General features: G+C 71.6%; 18 protein-coding genes. 9 read left to right on the plus strand and 9 right to left on the minus strand.

All coding sequences use genetic code 11. The annotated features are described in order from the left end of the window. Positions 1–349 precede the first annotated feature (349 nt). Positions 350–1,069 carry an FAD binding domain-containing protein gene (locus ACZ7HQ_RS11755; protein WP_470987445.1) on the minus strand — a complete coding sequence of 240 codons (720 nt, stop codon included), beginning with the start codon at positions 1,067–1,069 and terminating at the stop codon, positions 350–352. Positions 1,070–1,367: 298 nt separating this feature from the next. Here ACZ7HQ_RS11755 and ACZ7HQ_RS11760 point away from each other — a divergent pair, with 298 nt between their 5' ends. Continuing rightward, positions 1,368–2,213: a lipocalin-like domain-containing protein gene (locus ACZ7HQ_RS11760; protein WP_470987446.1), complete on the plus strand. Its 846-nt coding sequence runs from the start codon at positions 1,368–1,370 to the stop codon at positions 2,211–2,213. A gap of 210 nt (positions 2,214–2,423) precedes the next feature. Beyond that, complete coding sequence (locus ACZ7HQ_RS11765; protein WP_470987448.1) at positions 2,424–4,205, plus strand: glycoside hydrolase family 15 protein; 1,782 nt, start codon at positions 2,424–2,426, stop codon at positions 4,203–4,205. Positions 4,206–4,565: 360 nt separating this feature from the next. Here ACZ7HQ_RS11765 and ACZ7HQ_RS11770 read toward each other — a convergent pair whose 3' ends face one another. Then, positions 4,566–5,144, minus strand: coding sequence for a TetR/AcrR family transcriptional regulator (locus ACZ7HQ_RS11770; RefSeq protein WP_470987450.1), 579 nt, complete (start codon positions 5,142–5,144; stop codon positions 4,566–4,568). A 91-nt stretch (positions 5,145–5,235) separates the two neighbouring features. Here ACZ7HQ_RS11770 and ACZ7HQ_RS11775 point away from each other — a divergent pair, with 91 nt between their 5' ends. From ACZ7HQ_RS11775 to ACZ7HQ_RS11795, 5 genes are all read left to right on the plus strand, one after another. Then, on the plus strand, positions 5,236–5,682 hold the full coding sequence (locus ACZ7HQ_RS11775; RefSeq protein ID WP_470987451.1) for an anthrone oxygenase family protein: 447 nt from the start codon (positions 5,236–5,238) through the stop codon (positions 5,680–5,682). 149 nt (positions 5,683–5,831) lie between these two features. Beyond that, complete coding sequence (locus ACZ7HQ_RS11780) at positions 5,832–6,260, plus strand: DUF4267 domain-containing protein (protein WP_470987452.1); 429 nt, start codon at positions 5,832–5,834, stop codon at positions 6,258–6,260. A gap of 146 nt (positions 6,261–6,406) precedes the next feature. Beyond that, the gene (locus tag ACZ7HQ_RS11785; RefSeq protein WP_470987453.1) at positions 6,407–6,622 is read left to right on the plus strand and encodes a DUF4177 domain-containing protein; all 216 of its coding nucleotides are present in this window, start codon (positions 6,407–6,409) and stop codon (positions 6,620–6,622) included. A 126-nt stretch (positions 6,623–6,748) separates the two neighbouring features. Beyond that, the gene (locus tag ACZ7HQ_RS11790; RefSeq protein ID WP_470987454.1) at positions 6,749–9,235 is read left to right on the plus strand and encodes a SpoIIE family protein phosphatase; all 2,487 of its coding nucleotides are present in this window, start codon (positions 6,749–6,751) and stop codon (positions 9,233–9,235) included. 148 nt (positions 9,236–9,383) lie between these two features. Then, positions 9,384–9,539, plus strand: coding sequence for a DUF6131 family protein (locus ACZ7HQ_RS11795; RefSeq protein WP_450797115.1), 156 nt, complete (start codon positions 9,384–9,386; stop codon positions 9,537–9,539). Between the two features lie 181 nt (positions 9,540–9,720). On the opposite strand, the gene ACZ7HQ_RS11800 is transcribed toward ACZ7HQ_RS11795, so the two are convergent. Both ACZ7HQ_RS11800 and ACZ7HQ_RS11805 read right to left on the minus strand, forming a co-directional pair. Next, the gene (locus tag ACZ7HQ_RS11800) at positions 9,721–9,990 is read right to left on the minus strand and encodes a hypothetical protein (protein WP_470987455.1); all 270 of its coding nucleotides are present in this window, start codon (positions 9,988–9,990) and stop codon (positions 9,721–9,723) included. A gap of 126 nt (positions 9,991–10,116) precedes the next feature. Next, entirely contained in the window at positions 10,117–10,566 is a 450-nt protein-coding gene (locus ACZ7HQ_RS11805; RefSeq protein WP_470987456.1) for a hypothetical protein, read from the minus strand. A 188-nt stretch (positions 10,567–10,754) separates the two neighbouring features. On the opposite strand from ACZ7HQ_RS11805, the gene ACZ7HQ_RS11810 reads away from it, so the two are divergent. Continuing rightward, positions 10,755–10,997 carry a hypothetical protein gene (locus ACZ7HQ_RS11810; protein WP_470987458.1) on the plus strand — a complete coding sequence of 81 codons (243 nt, stop codon included), beginning with the start codon at positions 10,755–10,757 and terminating at the stop codon, positions 10,995–10,997. Between the two features lie 93 nt (positions 10,998–11,090). Further along, complete coding sequence (locus tag ACZ7HQ_RS11815) at positions 11,091–11,306, plus strand: hypothetical protein (protein WP_470987460.1); 216 nt, start codon at positions 11,091–11,093, stop codon at positions 11,304–11,306. A 69-nt stretch (positions 11,307–11,375) separates the two neighbouring features. Here ACZ7HQ_RS11815 and ACZ7HQ_RS11820 read toward each other — a convergent pair whose 3' ends face one another. From ACZ7HQ_RS11820 to ACZ7HQ_RS11840, 5 genes are all read right to left on the minus strand, one after another. Beyond that, the gene (locus ACZ7HQ_RS11820) at positions 11,376–12,635 is read right to left on the minus strand and encodes an RNA polymerase sigma factor (protein ID WP_470987461.1); all 1,260 of its coding nucleotides are present in this window, start codon (positions 12,633–12,635) and stop codon (positions 11,376–11,378) included. Next, complete coding sequence (locus tag ACZ7HQ_RS11825) at positions 12,622–12,984, minus strand: YciI family protein (protein ID WP_470987463.1); 363 nt, start codon at positions 12,982–12,984, stop codon at positions 12,622–12,624. Before ACZ7HQ_RS11825 ends, ACZ7HQ_RS11820 begins: the two co-directional genes overlap by 14 nt. A 71-nt stretch (positions 12,985–13,055) precedes the next feature. Then, positions 13,056–13,667: a TetR/AcrR family transcriptional regulator gene (locus ACZ7HQ_RS11830; protein WP_470987465.1), complete on the minus strand. Its 612-nt coding sequence runs from the start codon at positions 13,665–13,667 to the stop codon at positions 13,056–13,058. A 58-nt stretch (positions 13,668–13,725) separates the two neighbouring features. Beyond that, complete coding sequence (locus ACZ7HQ_RS11835; RefSeq protein ID WP_470987466.1) at positions 13,726–14,619, minus strand: 3-hydroxybutyryl-CoA dehydrogenase; 894 nt, start codon at positions 14,617–14,619, stop codon at positions 13,726–13,728. 45 nt (positions 14,620–14,664) lie between these two features. Further along, complete coding sequence (locus ACZ7HQ_RS11840) at positions 14,665–15,837, minus strand: acyl-CoA dehydrogenase family protein (RefSeq protein ID WP_470987467.1); 1,173 nt, start codon at positions 15,835–15,837, stop codon at positions 14,665–14,667. Positions 15,838–15,868: the final 31 nt, after the last annotated feature.

Here is a 15,868-nt window from a genome sequence, read left to right on the forward strand (position 1 = left end):
CATCAAGCGGCTCTGGCACGTCCATCCCCTTCGGGAGTCACGGGACACCGGCATCCACCCGTCGTGGGCTCTGGCGCGTCGTGCGCTCAGCAGTGACGAGTTCGGGCGCATGGGCCGCTCCCTGCCGGACCACGGGTGGGAAGCGCCATGCTGCGTCTTCGGCCGAGACGGCGACAAGCGGTTGCCAAGCCACCGTCAGTGCGCGCGGACGGCGCGTCCGGCAGCGCGTGCGCGCCGGTGTTTACGCCGTCCCGGCAGCCCAACCGTCCACCGCCCCGCTCAGGCACTTGAGGTGTGTGTCCACGACGAGGCGGACGGTGGTGGACCGAGCGGTCGGCCATCCGTCTCCTCAGTTCGCGCCGAGGCCGCCCAGCAGGCCGGTGACCTGCGCGTGGACGCCTTCCCACGCGGAGTCCGGCAGGTTCGCGAGGTCCGTCCCGCTCAGCGCGCGCAGGGTTTCCCCGGCGTCGCTGCCGCACGGGGCGCTGCCACTGAATAGGTCGTAGCCGTCGCGGACAGCGACTCGCAGGCGGTTGCCACGGTTGCCGGCATGCACCGCGGAGGCGACGACGCGTGGTGGCGGTCCGCCTGCCTCGCCGGCCGACTTGCGGTACGCGGAGGCGATCGGTGCGCGCCAGCGCAGGCTGACGAGGACGGGGCGCTTGGCCACCAGTTCGGCCAGGTCCGTCTCATGGACGCCGTCGGATTCCAGCACCGTCGCCCGGGCGTCCAGGACGAGCGCCGCGGGGAGCAGGCAGCGCAGCGTACTGCCGACGAGGTTGCCGCCGACCGTCGCCGTGCGCCGTACGGCGCCGGTCCCCACCAGGGCGGCGGCCAGGCGGAGCACGCCGGGCACCCGGCCGTCGATCCGGTGCAGGACCACGGCACCGCCCACGGATTCCCGCCCCAGTACATTGGCCTCCGGCAACTCGCGCAGGGACATGGCCAGTTCGGGGAACCCCTCCCGCTGCCAGTCGGCCCAGACGAGGGTCGCCCCGCCGATCGGCACGGCTCCCTCGGCCAGGCACTCCTGGGCTTCGGACACGGATGTGGGCAGCCTCAACAGCACAGCAGCCGACCTGCCTTCCGGAGAACTCGGATCCACTGGCGGTGAGTGATGCTCTGGCCAACCACCCGCCGTCCAGGCAGTCTTGCCGCCCGGGCGGGGGCGCGTACAGGGCTCACACGAGCACGGGGTACGCCGCGCGGCCCGCACCGCCCGCTCGCGAACGCCTCCGGACGCCTCGCCCGGTCCACCCCAGCAGGCTGGTGCGGCCCACCTGCTGGCAGACTGGCCAACTGATCAGTAATGACAGCGTCCTTCCATGACCTCGTCCGGCAACGGCCGCCCGGTGACAGGAGATTCGATGACGACGAGCCGCCCCACATTGATCGACGCCGCCACGGGTCTGGCCCCCACGTCACCCGACCGCGCGGACTCCTGGTGGTTCTGCGCCAAGCTGCACGACGACGAGAAGGTCTTCTGGGTGAAGATCCACACGATGCTGATGCAGGGTGCCTGTCACAGCACGGTCGCCGTGCTGCAGGAAGGAGACGGCCACAGCAGCGGCAAGCAGGCCGTCGAAGCCATGGGCGAGGTGAAGGTGGCCGCTGATGCGCTGAACGTGCAGACCTCCGTCCTCGCCGTGAGCGGTGACCTGGACCGGCTCGACATCTCGGGATCGACGGACACCGCGTCGGTTCGGCTCGCCCTCCGGCGCGAGGACCCTGTCCTCTACAGCGGCGGCAGCGGCGTGTTCCCCTTCTTCGGCGGCACGACGGGGCAGTACGCGCTGCCCGGCCTGTCCACGTCGGGAACCATCACCATCGAGGGAGTCACCCATCGGGTCGGCGGACGTACCTGGCTCGACCGTCAGTGGGTTGCCGAGGCCACCGAGCCGCCGCGCTTCACATGGCTCGGACTCGACCTCGGCGCGGGCCGGTACCTGAGCGTCTGGGACACCGAGGAAGACGGCACGTCCTGGCTCACGGAACTCCGGCCCGACGGCTCACACCTGATCACCCACGCTCAGCGAACCGGCCACGAAGGGCACTGGGTTCTGACCGTTCCCGCCCTCGACGCGTCCCTGGACATCAGCCATCGCGGACTGCCGGGCTCGGAAGTCGCCTACACCGGCGCCTGCCACGTGACCGGCACGCTCGCAGGACAGCCCATCACCGGGCACGGCTACACGGATGTCATCGGCTCCTGAGGTTCAGGGCCGAGGACCTCGCGCGGCGCCCGGCACGCACCTGTGCGAGGACGGGCCTCTCCTCCGCTACGGCGCCGCGTGGCCGGCCCCGTGCGCGGGCCACCTCGACCGGGGCGCGGCGGGCGGACCACCTGCCCTGGGACGCCGTCCGTGCCCTCCGCCGGCGCAGCGGGCGTTTCCCGGCGGGGCGGCCGGGAAAACAGCAGTGCCATGGGTGACACAGCGGACAAGCCGGCACATGTCCCGAACGACGTCTGTCCACCATGGGCGCTGCGGGCGTACGCGATCCTCGCCGACGGCGAACGGGGCGCGGTGGTGGACCCGGACGGGCGCATCGTGTGGCTGTGCGCCCCACGCTGGCACAGCGAGGCGGTGTTCTCCGCCCTGATCGGCGGCGGCGGGTACTTCGGCGTCGAACCGGAGGACCGGTGGCACGTGTGGGGTGGCTACTACGAGGACGGCACGCTGATCCGGGTCAGCCGCTGGGTGACGGCCGACGCCGTGGTCGAGTGCCGCGACGCCCTGGCGATGCCGGGTTCCGCGGACCGGCTGGTGCTGCTGCGCCGGATGCGCGTCGAGCGGGGGGAGGCCCGCCTGCGGCTGACCCTCGATCCGCGGCCGGGCTTCGGCTCCGAACGGATGCGCGATCCTCGCCTCGAGGACGACGTGTGGACCGCGCACGCCGACGGTCTGCGGCTTCGGCTCCTCGGAGCGCACCGGGCGGCATGGCACCCCGAATCCGGCCTGCGCGATGAGTTCCGCCTGCGCGAGGGCGAGCGGCACGACCTTGTCCTGGAGCTGTCGCGGAAGGAGAGCACGGACCGGCTGGATCCCGAGCACCTGTGGGCACGCACGGAGGAGGCCTGGCGGCGGGCCGTGCCCGACTGCTCCGCGCTGGCCGCACCGCGCGACGCCCGGCACGCCTACGCCGTCCTGCGCGGCCTGACGAGTGCCTCCGGCGGCATGGTCGCGGCCGTCACCACGTCGTTGCCGGAGCGCGCCAACACCGGTCGCAACTACGACTACCGCTTCGCCTGGCTGCGCGATCAGAGCTACGCGGGCCTCGCGGTCGCCGCTCACGGGCCGCACGAGCTGCTCGACACCGCGGTACGTTTCACCACCGACCGCATTCTCGCCGACGGAGACGGCCTGCACCCCGCGTACACCGTCGACGGCGGTCCCGTACCGGAGGAGCGAGGGCTTCCGCTGCCCGGCTACCCGGGAGGCCATGACCGGATCGGGAACCGCGCGGCCGGGCAGTTCCAGCTCGACGCGTTCGGGGAGGCGCTCCAGCTGTTCGCCGCCGCCGCTCACCACGACCGGCTCACGCCCGAGGCCGAGCAGGCGGTCACGGTCGCGGTCCGGGCGGTCGAGCACAACTGGCGGCGGCCCGACGCGGGTCTGTGGGAGTTGGACGAACGGTGGTGGACCCAGTCACGGCTGAGCGTGGTCTGCGGGCTGCGACGCGTGGCCGAGGTGCTGCCGGGACGGACGGGACGGCGCTGCGCCGACCTCGCCGAGGCCGTCTTCGCGGAGACCCGGCGCCGCTGTCTGCGCGAGGACGGCCGGTGGCGGCGGGCCGCCGACGACGACGGACCGGAGGCCGCTCTGCTGACGCCTCTGGCGCGCGGTTTCCCTTCCGCGGACGACCCGAGCAACGCGATCACCCGCCGCTTCATCGAGGAACAGCTGGCCGAGGACGGGTACCTGTATCGCTTCGTTCATGACGGGATCCCACCGGGCGAGGCCGAAGGGGCCTTCCTGCTGTGCGGGTTCACCATGGCGCTGGCCACCGACCACCTCGGTGACCGCGCCGGCGCGCTGCGCTGGTTCGAACGGACCCGGGCGGCGTGCGGGCCGCCCGGACTGTTCGCGGAGGAGTACGACGTCCGGCAGCGGCAGCTGCGCGGCAACCTGCCCCAGGCGTTCGTCCACGCCCTCCTGCTGGAGTGTGCGGTCCGCCTCAACGACGCCTCGGTGCTTCCGCACTGAGGCCACACCGGGTGGCGGCGCGCTGGAGTACGTGGTGCTGGGCGGTACCGGCCGTGGCACGGGCGGGGCGTTCGGCGGAGCCGGCGGGCCGACGGCCAGGGACGGATCACCGACTGGGTCGAGTCGTCCTGCCGTCGCGCCCCGGCCGCGGACTACGGCGGCGCCACCGGCACCACCCAGCACGGCGATCCTGCCGTCCACCTCGACGAGGACGACGAGGGCACCGGAGAATGACGCGGTGTCAGGGCGCCCATCGGATCTGCGGCTGCGCCGTGCGGGTGCGAGTGACCCGAAGCGTTGGCGTGGGCAGGCAACGGCGGGGTCCGAGGGCCCCGGCCGTGTGCCCGCCGGGATGCCGTGTCAGAGCACAGCGAGCCGGTCCACCAGCAGTTCCACCCTCTGCTCGGTGTACTCCGGTGGCAGCCGCCCCGCCCGGGTCAGGGTCGCGAGTCCGTGCAGGGACGCCCAGAACACCTCGGTGAACAGCCCAGGGTCGACGCCGTCCCCGGCGACCTCGCCCAGGCTCTCCATCAACGCGGCGAAGGCGTCCTTCAGCGGCTCCGGGGTGTCCTCCTGCGCGTACGCCAGGCCGCCGTCGAGCTGGAACAAGGCGTCGTAGACGGCCGGGTTGCGCTCGGCGAAGTCGAGGTAGGCGCGGGCGAGGGCCGCGACCCGCTCGCGCGGGCTGTTCGCGGCGGACGCCGCGGCCCGCACCGCCACGGCCATCTCGGCGGCGCCCTCGAGGGCGACGGCGCCGATGATCTCGCGCTTGCCGCGGAAGTGGCTGTAGAGGACGGGCTGGCTGTATTCGATGCGCTCGGCCAGCCGGCGCGTGGTGACCGCGTCCCACCCCTGCTGCTCCGCCAGTTCGCGGGCCGTGGCCACGATGAGGCGCTCACGGACCGCCCGTTCACGCTGCTTGCGTTCCTGTACCGACATAACTCGATCCTAGCACCGCTAGACAATCGAGCGGCAGCAGTACTAGCGTTGCTCACATCGGCTAGCAACGCTAGATCCCGGGAGGGGCACCATGCTCAGCGCACTCGAGGTCATCACCACCGTGGTCGTCGGCCTGATGGTGGGGGTGGAGTTCTCCGTCGCCTTCGTCATGAACCCGATCTTCAACGCCCTCCCGGAGGACAGCAACCAGATGGCCCACTCCCACGGGGGCCGGATGCTCGGCGCGGTGATGCCGTTCTGGTACATCGGCTCACTCGTCCTCAGCGCGATCTGGGCCGTCGCCGGACGGCACCACCACGGCACCGCCCTTGTCGTCACCGCCGCCGCGCTGCTGATCGTCAGCGTGATCATGTCGCTCCTGCTGCTCGTCCCGATCAACAACCGGGGCAAGACGTGGACCCCTGACAACCGGCCCGACGACTGGATGCAGCAGATGAAGCGCTGGGACCGCTTCCACTACGTCCGCGTCGCCGTCATCATCGCCGCCTTCACCCTGCTCGTCGCCGCCCTCGTCTGACCCCGAAGCCGCCCGACATGCAGTGGGCCGCAGCCTCCGCGCGGCCTGCTCGGGCCCCACACGAGTCAGCAAGCTCCACGATGCTCACCGAGCCGGCGAAAGACCCGCAACTCGCCACTCGCCACTCGCCACTCGCAAGGAGAAGAACGATGTCGTTAAAGAAGATCAACACCGTCCTGGCAGCCGCCTTCATCCTCTTCATCCTCTGGTTCGGGGGAGAGTTCATCCTGAGCCCGCAGACGACGGCGCCGACCTTCGGCCTGCCGAGCTGGCCGTCCGGCGACGGCGGAGGCTTCCTGGTCATCAAGGGAATCCGGGACGTCGTCCTGGCCCTGGTCCTGGGCATCCTGCTGGTGACGGGCCATCGCCGGGCGCTGGGCTGGGTGCTGCTGGTGGAGGCCCTCGCCGCGTACGGCGACATGGCCACCGTGGTGGCCCACCACGGCTCCGTGGCCACCGCCCTCGGCGTACACGGCCTGACCGCGACCCTGATGGTGGGCAACGGCCTGCTGATCATGCGCGAGACCCGCAAGGTCGCGGCCACCGCTCCGGCAACACCCGCGCCACAGCCCGCGTAGGACCAAAGGCGACCGCGGGGATCCGTCGCGGGTCCCCGCACGGGCCGTCGGCCTCGCCACGGCCTTCTGCCGCGCGGCCCCGGGATGGTTAGCTTGCCCCGGCCATCACCCCACCACCCGGCCCGGGTTCAGGAGGACTCCGCACCATGAGCAGCGGCTACGCGTACGAGTACAAGGTCGTCACCTTCCGGGAGTCGCTGATCGGCGACGCGCTGGACAGCGACAAGCTGGAGAAGGTCCTGAACAAGCACGCCGAGGACGGCTGGGGCCTCAAGGCCATCACCTCCGCCGACGTCAAGGGCCGCATAGGTCCCGGAGCGGTGGAGGGGCTGCTGCTGACCTTCGAGCGCCCGCGCGCGTAACGCTCGCGGAGCGGGGCCGGGCACGGGAGTGTCCGGCCCCGCTCGGCCACCGGATGCCGCCCCGCGCCCCGGGCGGGCGTGGGGTCGGCCCGAAGACACACCCGGGTCCATGTGAGACCGTGGTGGGTGGAAAACTTGCCTGCGGATGCGGCCGACACCATGGATCTGAGGGATCTGGACAACAAGCAGCAGGACGATCCGTTCGGCATCACCTCTGCCGCCGTCGCCCTCGTGGACGCGCACGGCCTGATCCGCTACTGGAGTCAGCGGGCGGAGGACCTCCTCGGCTATCCGGCGCCCAGCGTGCTGGGACGGCCCGCCACCTCCGTCCTCATGACCGAGGGATCCCCGACGTCCACGCTGTCCGCGGCGCAACGGGTCGGCGAGGGCTGGGAGGGCCTGATCACCGCGCGCCACCGTGCGGGCCACCCCGTCGAGCTGGCCCTGCGGGCGTGTCCGCTGAGCGCGGAGCAGGGTTCCGCCTGGCTCGCCGTGGCCTGTGAGGTCTCCGACTCGCGCCGGTGGGAGCTCGATCAGGCGGTGGTGCGCGGCCTCCTGGAGGAGTCACCGATCGGTATCGCCGTTCTCGACAGCGAGCTGCGCTTCCAGTGGGTGAACCAGGCGCTGGTCGCCATGGAGGGCCTGCCGGCCCACCTCGATGCCGGCCGTGCAGCCACGTCCTGCGGCCCTGGATCCGGATCGGGGCCCGGTCCGGTGCCGTCGGCCGTGGACTGGCAGGCGCGTCAGGCGCTGCTGTCGGGCCGGGTGACACCCGCCGTGGAGCACGTACCACCCCCGCACGGCAGGTCCCGCCGCACCGCGCAGGGACACCTCAGGCTGCGCTCGTCCTTCCCGCTGAGGGACGTCGGCGGCAGGACGCTCGGGGTGTGTCACACCGCCGTCGACTTCACCGCCCAGGACCGGGCACGCGAGCGGCTCGCCCTGCTCAACGAGGCGGCGCAGCGCATCGGCACCACCCTTGACCTCGACCGCACGGTGCGGGAACTGGCGGAGGTCCTGGTGCCGCAGCTCGCCGAGTTCGTGGCGATCGACCTCTTCCAGGGCGTTCTCGCGGCCCGGGACCTCACCCCCGGGCCGATCACCGGCGGCTCGCTCCAGCGGGCGGTGCACCTGTCGATCCGCGAGGAGGTGCCGGAGGCGATCGTTCCGATCGGGGAGCCCACCGGATACCCGTCCATGTCCCCGCAACGGCGGTGCCTCGCCACGGGCCGGCCGATCCTCGATCCGGTACTGGAACCCACGACCTGGTGGCTGGCCGGAGATCCGCAGCGGCTGGCCAAGCTCCTCGCTCTCGGTGTGCACACGCACCTGGTGGTGCCGCTCCGGGCACGAGGCGTGACCATGGGGGTGGTCACGCTGCTGCGCTGGGAGAACCCCAACCCGTTCGACGAGGACGACCTGCTGCTCGTGGAGGAACTGGTCGCCCGTGCGGCGGTGTGCGTGGACAACGCCCGGCGTTTCGTCCGCGAGCACCACGCGGCCCTCGCCCTGCAGACCAGTCTCCTTCCGCCCGATCTGCCCGAACACTGTGCCGTCGACGTCGCCTACCGCTATCTGCCCACCGACGCCGAGGCCGGCGTGGGCGGTGACTGGTTCGACGTCATCCCGTTGTCCGGCGCCCGGGTCGCCCTGGTCGTCGGGGACGTCGTCGGCCACGGCATCCACGCGGCGGCCAGCATGGGCCGGCTGCGTGCGGCCGTGCAGACGCTCGCCGACCTGGACCTGCCCCCCGACGAGCTGCTCGCCCGCCTCGACGATCTCGTCCTGCGCCTGGCGGACGAGGCGGAGGCGGCCACGGACGGACCGGTGGTGATCGGCGCGACCTGCGTCTACGCCGTCTACGACCCGATCTCACGGAAGCTCAGCGTGGCACGCGCCGGGCATCCCACCCCCGCCATCGCCCACCTCAGCGAACCGGTCGAACTGCCCGACATCCCCGCCGGTCCCCCGCTGGGCCTGGGCGGTCTGCCCTTCGAGTCGGCCGAGATCGAGCTGGAGGAGGGCAGCGTCGTCGCCCTCTACACGGACGGCCTGATCGAGGCCTCGGACCGCGATGTCGACGTCGGCTTCGAGCGGCTCTGCTTCGCCCTGGCCCACCCCGACCAGCCGCTTGAGGAGATCTGCGACACGATGGTCCGCATCCTCCTGCCGGACCACCCGCACGACGACGTCGCCTTCCTCATCGCCCGGACGCGGGCCCTCGCCCCCGACCGCGTGGCCTCCTGGGAAGTGCCCGCGGATCCGCGGGCGGTGCACGACGCCCGCGACAACACCGCCCGACGGCTGGCCGCCTGGGGCCTGGAGGACATCGCCTTCACCACCGAGCTGATCGTGAGCGAGCTCGTCACCAACGCCATCACGCACGCCGGCGGGCCCATCAGTGTGCGTCTGATCCACGAACGGGCGCTCATCTGCGAGGTGTCCGACGCCAGCAACACCTCTCCCCATCTGCGCCGTGCTCACAGCACCGACGAGGGAGGGCGCGGTCTCTTCCTGGTCGCGCAGGTCGCCCAGCGGTGGGGCACGCGGTACACCGCCACAGGCAAGACCATCTGGGCGGAGCAGCAGCTGCCGAACGGCGCCCCCTCCTGAGGCCACTCCCTCTGAGCCGGCGCCGCCAGCCGCCCTGTCCCGATTTCTCGGATTTCCGGTTTCTCAGATTTTCGGCCCGCGGACGATGACATCTTCCGCTTCGGGGCACCCGCACTGGTAGGAGCGATTCACCAACAGGAGGCGCGTCATGATCGCCCTCGGTATCATTCTGCTCGTCGTCGGTTTCGTCACAGGGCTTTCCATCCTGTGGACCATAGGGATCATCCTCGTGATCATCGGCGCGGTCTTCTGGATCCTGGGCTCGATGGGGCACGCGGTCGCCGGCCGGCGGCACTACTGGTAGACATCCAGCCCCCTTTCCGGCTGCCGGGGCGGAACCTCCCGGCTCGCACGTCCGGTGGGCCGTCGACGGCGCAGCAGCCGTGGGCAGCCCACCGGTCCGGCCACAGACGCGGGCCGGCCCCGGTGGCCCTTGCGCGTCGAGACGAATCCCGTTGGTCTCAAAGGCAGTTGTTCCAGGTCAGTTATTCCTGGTGTTCCCGCTCGAGCCCGTCGCGGACGCGATGGGTGTGGTCGCGGTTGTTGCAGGCGTCGTCCACCGAGGAGCCGGTCCACGGGGCCGCGAACGGGACGAGCCCGAGAGCCTGCTTGCAGAGGCCGGCGGCGGTCAGTGGCCGCCCGGCGACGTTGATGCGGCCGTGGTTGCCGTGATTGCCGTCGGTGTCGGCGTGGGCCGGGGTGGCGAGGGCGACACCGGCCATGGTGAGCGCGGCGAGTGCACTGATCTTCTTCATAGCCCGGTCAACGACGTCGGGCAGGGGCGTGTCACGCCGCCGGTTGTCGTTCCCGCCGCTTCTCGTTCCATCGGGTGATCGCGAAGCCGGGTGTGCCCCGCTGTCGCCACGGCGGCCGCTCGCCGGTCAGCCGGTGAAGACCCTGCCCTGCTTCACCACGTAGTGCGCGGGTTCGGAGCAGCCGATGGACGGGGTGATCAGCAGGCTCACGGTGAGCGGCGCGGGGTCGGTGCTCGCGGTCGAGAAGTCGCAGACGGCACCGCTGCCCGTGAGCGGGTACCAGAACCACCCGTCGACGGCGCCCACGGTGACCCAGTCGGACTCCTTCCAGGCTCCCTTGGTGTGCGTGTAGACCTGCAGCCGCACGGAGGCGGCGTACTGGTCCTCGGTCGACCGCACCGCGGTCAGCGTGACCTTGTAGTCGCTCCCGAGGACGGAGGAGGCGATCACCCGGGTCCGCGGTGCCGCGGTGCCGGCGTTGGACGTTCCGGCGCCCGCGGCCCCGAGCACGCCCGCCATGAGGACGGTGCAGGCTGCGGTCACGGCGCCGCGGGTGTGCTGACGGACGAAGTTCATACGGTCCCCCATGGGTACAAGGCGCACTGAAAGGGCGGATCAGTTCGTACGGTGATAAAGACCCGCCACGTGGTCGCAGGGTTGTACGGCGATCGCCGGTGGAGCGGGGGTTCGATGAGCGGCTCCACCCGTTCGGCCGGTAAGTCCTATGGTCGACGCGGCCCACCCACCGTCTAGGATCCGTGCCCGTGGCAGAGGTTCCCGATGAGTTGATCAAGCTGGAACGATCCGCCGAGGTGGAGCGCGCGAAGCTCGCGGGCCTGACCGGTGAGGAGTACGAAGCCCAGCTGCGCCGCTGGCGCGAGGCGTCCGAGGCGGTCCAGGCGGCCATCACCGCGCACGCCGCGGCCACCGAGGCCAGCCGGTTCGAGGTCGAGCAGGCCGTGAAGAAGGCCGTGCGGCACTCCCAGGAGGACCCGGCCGTCGAGTAGCCGGCGCCGGGACACCCCTTCGGGCGGCCGGTATGCGCGTATTCGGCCATACTGACCCAGAGTGGCACCCCTCCATGCGACAAGGAGCACGGTATGCCGACGGATCCGGTAGGACGATTCCTGGCAGCCCTGGACCCGGATCACCGGGAGGCGATCGGCGCCAGGCCGCGCCATGAGCAGGAAAGGCTCGCGGCGGCCTGGGAACGGGAACTGGAGGCGGACGACGAGCTCGACACGCTCGACGAGCTGTCCCCTCCGGCGGCGGAGGCCGAGGCGGCCCGCCGCGTTCTGGCCCGCGGGGCCGGTTGACGATCCAGGAGTGACCGTTCAGCCGTTCGAGCCTGGGCACGACGAGGCGTAAGCAGGCGCCGCTCGGCCTCACATCCCGCCGGGGTGTGTGTCGTTGCCCCGCAGGCGGGCCGTGAGCAGGGAGCGCTCGGCGGGGTTGGCCGTGAGGTGGAGGGCTTCGCGGTCGGCCTCGGTGGCCTCCGCGTCGCGGCCGAGGTCGCGCAGCAGCGAGGCCCGGGTGGCGTGGAAGAGATGGTAGCGGCTCAGCCGGCCGGCGAGCGCCTCGACCTGGGCCAGCGCGGCGGCCGGGCCGGCGGTGTGGCTGAGTACGACGGCACGGTTCAGGCGGACGACCGGTGAGGGGTCGACGGCCAGCAACATGTCGTAGAGCCGGAGGAGTTGGGGCCAGTCGGTCTCCTTCCAGCTGGGTGCCTCGCAGTGCACGGCGGCGATGGCGGCCTCGATCTGGTAGGGGCCGGGCCTGCCGAGCGAGGCGGCCCGCTCGATGAGGGCGACGGCGCTGCGGATGCGCCGGGTGTCCCACCGCGTACGGTCCTGGCCGGCGAGCGGTACGAGCCGTCCATCGGTGTCCAGGCGGGCGGGCCAGCGGGCCACGTACAGGCGGATCAGGGCGAGCAGGGCGAGGGGTTCCGGCTCCCGGGGCAGTGAGCCGGCCAGCAGGGCGGCGAGCCATTCGGCGTCGTCGACCAGCTCACGCCGTGTGCCGAGGTCTCCTCCGGTGGTGAAGCAGCCCTCGTTGAAGAGGAGGTACACCACGCGCATGACCTGGGGCAGCCGTTCGGCGCGTTCCTCGGGCTCGGGCGTGCGGTAGGGGATGCCGGCCGCCTGGATCTTCTGCTTGGCCCTGGTCACCCGCTTGGCGAGGGTGGCCTCGGGCACCAGGAACGCGCGTGCGATCTCCGCTGTGGTCAGGCCCACCACGGCGCGCAGGGTGAGCGCGACCTGGGCGTCGGGGTCCAGTGCCGGATGGCAGCAGGTGAAGATCAGCCGCAGCCGGTCGTCGGGCTCCCGTTCGACCGAGTCGGGCAGGGCCTCGATCCGGGCCGCGAGCTGCGGCAGCCGGTCCTGGAAGCGGGCCTCACGGCGGATGCGGTCGAGGGCCCTGTTGCGCGCGCAGGTCAGCAGCCAGGCGCCGGGCCGTCGGGGCGGGCCGGTGCTCGGCCAGCTGCGCAGTGCCTCGACGACGGCCTCGCTGACCATTTCCTCGGCCAGGTCGAAGTCGCCCAGGAGGCGGACCAGGCTGGCGGTCAGCCGGCCCGCCTCCTCGCGGAAGACCCGTTCGATCAGCGACCGGGTGTCCCGGGCGCCGAGCGGGTCAGTGCTCGACAACCGGACGCACCTCCACCTTGCCGTCGGGCACCGGGAAGCTCGCCGCCAGTGCCAGGGCGGCGTCCAGGTCCGGGACCTCGACGATCGCGTAGCCGCCGATCGCCTCCTTCGCCTCCAGCAGCGGGCGGTCGATCATGGTGGCGCGGCCCTGCTCGACCACCACCGTGGTCGCGGTGCCGGGTTCGCGCAGCTGGTTGGCCTCGACGATCGTCCCGTCGGCGCGGTGCTTCGTGAACCATTCCACGATTCCGCCGAACACCCGCGCGCGCTCCTGTTCGGAGCCGTCCTCCTGCCAGGCGCCACGGGTCAGCAGCAGTACGTACTTCATGGTGTCCTCCTCGGCCGTCATGACTTCTCTGCCTTCACGACGAACAAGCCGGCGCCCACAGGACAGGGGTGCCCCGGAAACGGGGTCGGGAGTCACTCCACCGGCACGGTCGCGGGCAGGCCCAGGGCCGCGGCCACATGGCGCCAGATGGATGCGAGCGCGCTGTCCAGGGTGACCGTCGGGTCGCGGAGCATGAGGCGGATGCCGTAGCCGTCGCTCAGGGACAGGACGAGCGTGCAGAGCTCGTCGACGTCGGTCGCCTCGAACTCGCCGGAGGCGATGCCGCGCCGTACCGCGTCGGCCACCCAGGTGTGCAGCTGTGCGTACAGGTCCACGGCGTAGGCGCGGGTGGCCTCGTCGCGCAGGGCCCGGACCCACAGTTCCTGCCACAGCCGCCAGTCCTGGTGGAGTTCGGGATCGGTCGGCAGCAGGTTGCGCAGGATGCGGGCCAGGATGACCGCCGCCGACGCCGTCCCCGCGTCGCGTTCCACGTCGGTGGCGGTGTTGGCGAAGGAGTGGGTCATCGCCTCGGTGAACAGCTTCTCGCGCGTGTCGAAGTGGTAGTGCAGCAGCGCCGTCGACACGCCGGCCCGTTCGGCGACCATGCGCATCCGGATCTTCTCGAATCCGATCTCGGCGATGGCCTCGCACGCCGCGGTCAGGATGCGCTCGCGCGTGTCTGCCGTGCGCACCTTGGTGGACACCCTGCGACTCCCCTCGTTCGGTGGTCGTACGCCATGACCATCTTCCCTCACCCCTGGCTCACCGCGGCAGCGCCGTCTCACGCCGCGGCGGTCCGTCGTACGTGTGGAAGCCGCGGCCGGACTTGCGCCCCAGCAGTCCGGCCTCCACCATCCGGGACAGCAGGGGCGGCGGTGAGTACTGCGGTTCGCGGAACTCGGCGTACAGGGACTCGGCGATGGCCCGCGTGGTGTCCAGGCCGATCAGGTCGGCCAGGGCCAGCGGGCCAAGCGGGTGGGCGCAGCCGAGGACCATGCCCCGGTCGACGTCCTGCACGCTCGCGCTGCCCGACTCCACCATGCGGACGGCGGCCAGCAGATACGGCACGAGCAGGGCGTTGACGATGAACCCGGCCCTGTCCCGGGTGCGCACGACCTCCTTGCCGAGGGTGCCGGTCACGAAGGTCTCGGCCCGCGCCGCGGTGGTGGGCGAGGTGAGCAGCGACGGGACGAGTTCGACGAGGCTCAGGACCGGTACGGGGTTGAAGAAGTGCACGCCGATGACGCGGTCGGGGCGGCCGGTCGCGGAGGCGAGCCGGATGACGGGGATGGAGGAGGTGTTCGTCGCGAGGAGGGTGTCCTCGCCCGTGACCACGGAGTCGAGGCGGGTGAAGACATCGAGTTTGAGCCGTTCGTCCTCCGCCACGGCCTCGATCACCAGGTCGCTCTCCCGCAGGGCCTCGAGTTGGTCGACCACGGTGATCAGCGCCGAGGCGGCCTCGCGGCCCTCGGCGCCGAGCCTTCCGTGTGCCGCGGCCCGGTCGAGCGAGCGGGTGATGCGTTCCAGGCCCGCCCGGGCCGCCTCCGCGTCCCGTTCCACGACGGTCACCGGCAGGCCGGCCCGCGCACAGACCTCCGCGATCCCCGCGCCCATCAGTCCGCAGCCGACGACTCCGACGCGTTCGATGTCGGTCATCCGAGCTTCCCTTCGATCTGTGCCGGCCGTTGTGCCGGCGTCCGGTCAGGCGGTGGGCAGGTCCAGGACCCCCGGCCCGCGCTTGATGAGTTCGCCTGCGATGATCAGCCGCTGGATCTCGGAGGTGCCTTCCCAGATCCGGTCCACGCGCAGTTCCCGGTAGAGCCGCTCGACGGCGTACGTACGGTCGTAGCCGCGGCCCCCGTGGATCTGCAGGCAGCGGTCGATCACCCGGCCCGCGGCCTCGCTCGCCGAGAGCTTGGCGATGGCGGCCTTGGCGTGGAGCGTCTTGCGGTCGTCGGCCGATGCCTGGTCGACCTCCCAGGCGACCTGGTGGGTGTAGGCGCGGTTGACGGCGATGTCCACGGCGCAGTCCGCGAGCATGCCCTGGATCAGCTGGTAGGAGGCGATCGGCGCCCCGAACTGCTCCCGCTCCACCGCCCAGTCCCGGGCCAGTTCCAGCGCGCGCTCGGCGGCGCCGACGGTGCGTGCCGCGATCATCAGCCGTTCCTCGGTGAACCACGACCGGGTGATGTCGTACCCCTCGCCGATGCCGCCCAGCACGGCGTCCTCCCCCACCTGGACGTCGGTGAACGTGAACTCGGGGTGCTCGTAGACGAAGGTGTGCATGAAGCGCGGGACGCGGGTCATCTCGATGCCGGGGGTGTCCTTGTCGACGAGGAACAGCGTCGGCGCGCGCTCGGGCCCGGCGGCGGCGAGGACGATCATGAAGTCGGCGTGGTCGCCGACGGTGACGAACCACTTCTCGCCGTTGAGCACCCAGCCCCGGTCGTTCTTCGTCGCCGTGGTGGCCAGGTTCTGCGGGTCCGAGCCGGCGCCGGGCTCGGTGACGGCGTAGCAGTCGCGGCGCTCTCCCCTGATCACCGGGATGAGGAAGCGCTCGCGCTGCTCCGGGGTGCAGAAGCGGAGGGCGTTGGCGGGCCGCCACACCATGTCCCACAGGGCGCCGGTGAGCCGTCCCAGTTCCTCCTGCACGGTGGCCTGCTCGGCGATGGTTAGGCCCGCGCCGCCCCATTCGGCCGGCATGTTGACTGCCTGGAGCCCCGCGTCGAGGACGGCGTCGCGGATCTTGGCGTGCACGTCGGCGGGCAGGCCGTTGTTCTCCTCGCACTGGATCTCGTAGGCGGCGATGACGTCGGTGAGGGCGCGGGCGTCGGCCTTGAGCTGTGCCTGGCGCGGGGTGAGACGGAAGTCCATGGAGGTCCTCGCTTTTCGGTGCAGGGGTGGG

It is taken from the genome of Streptomyces sp. NPDC037290, assembly GCF_055603245.1.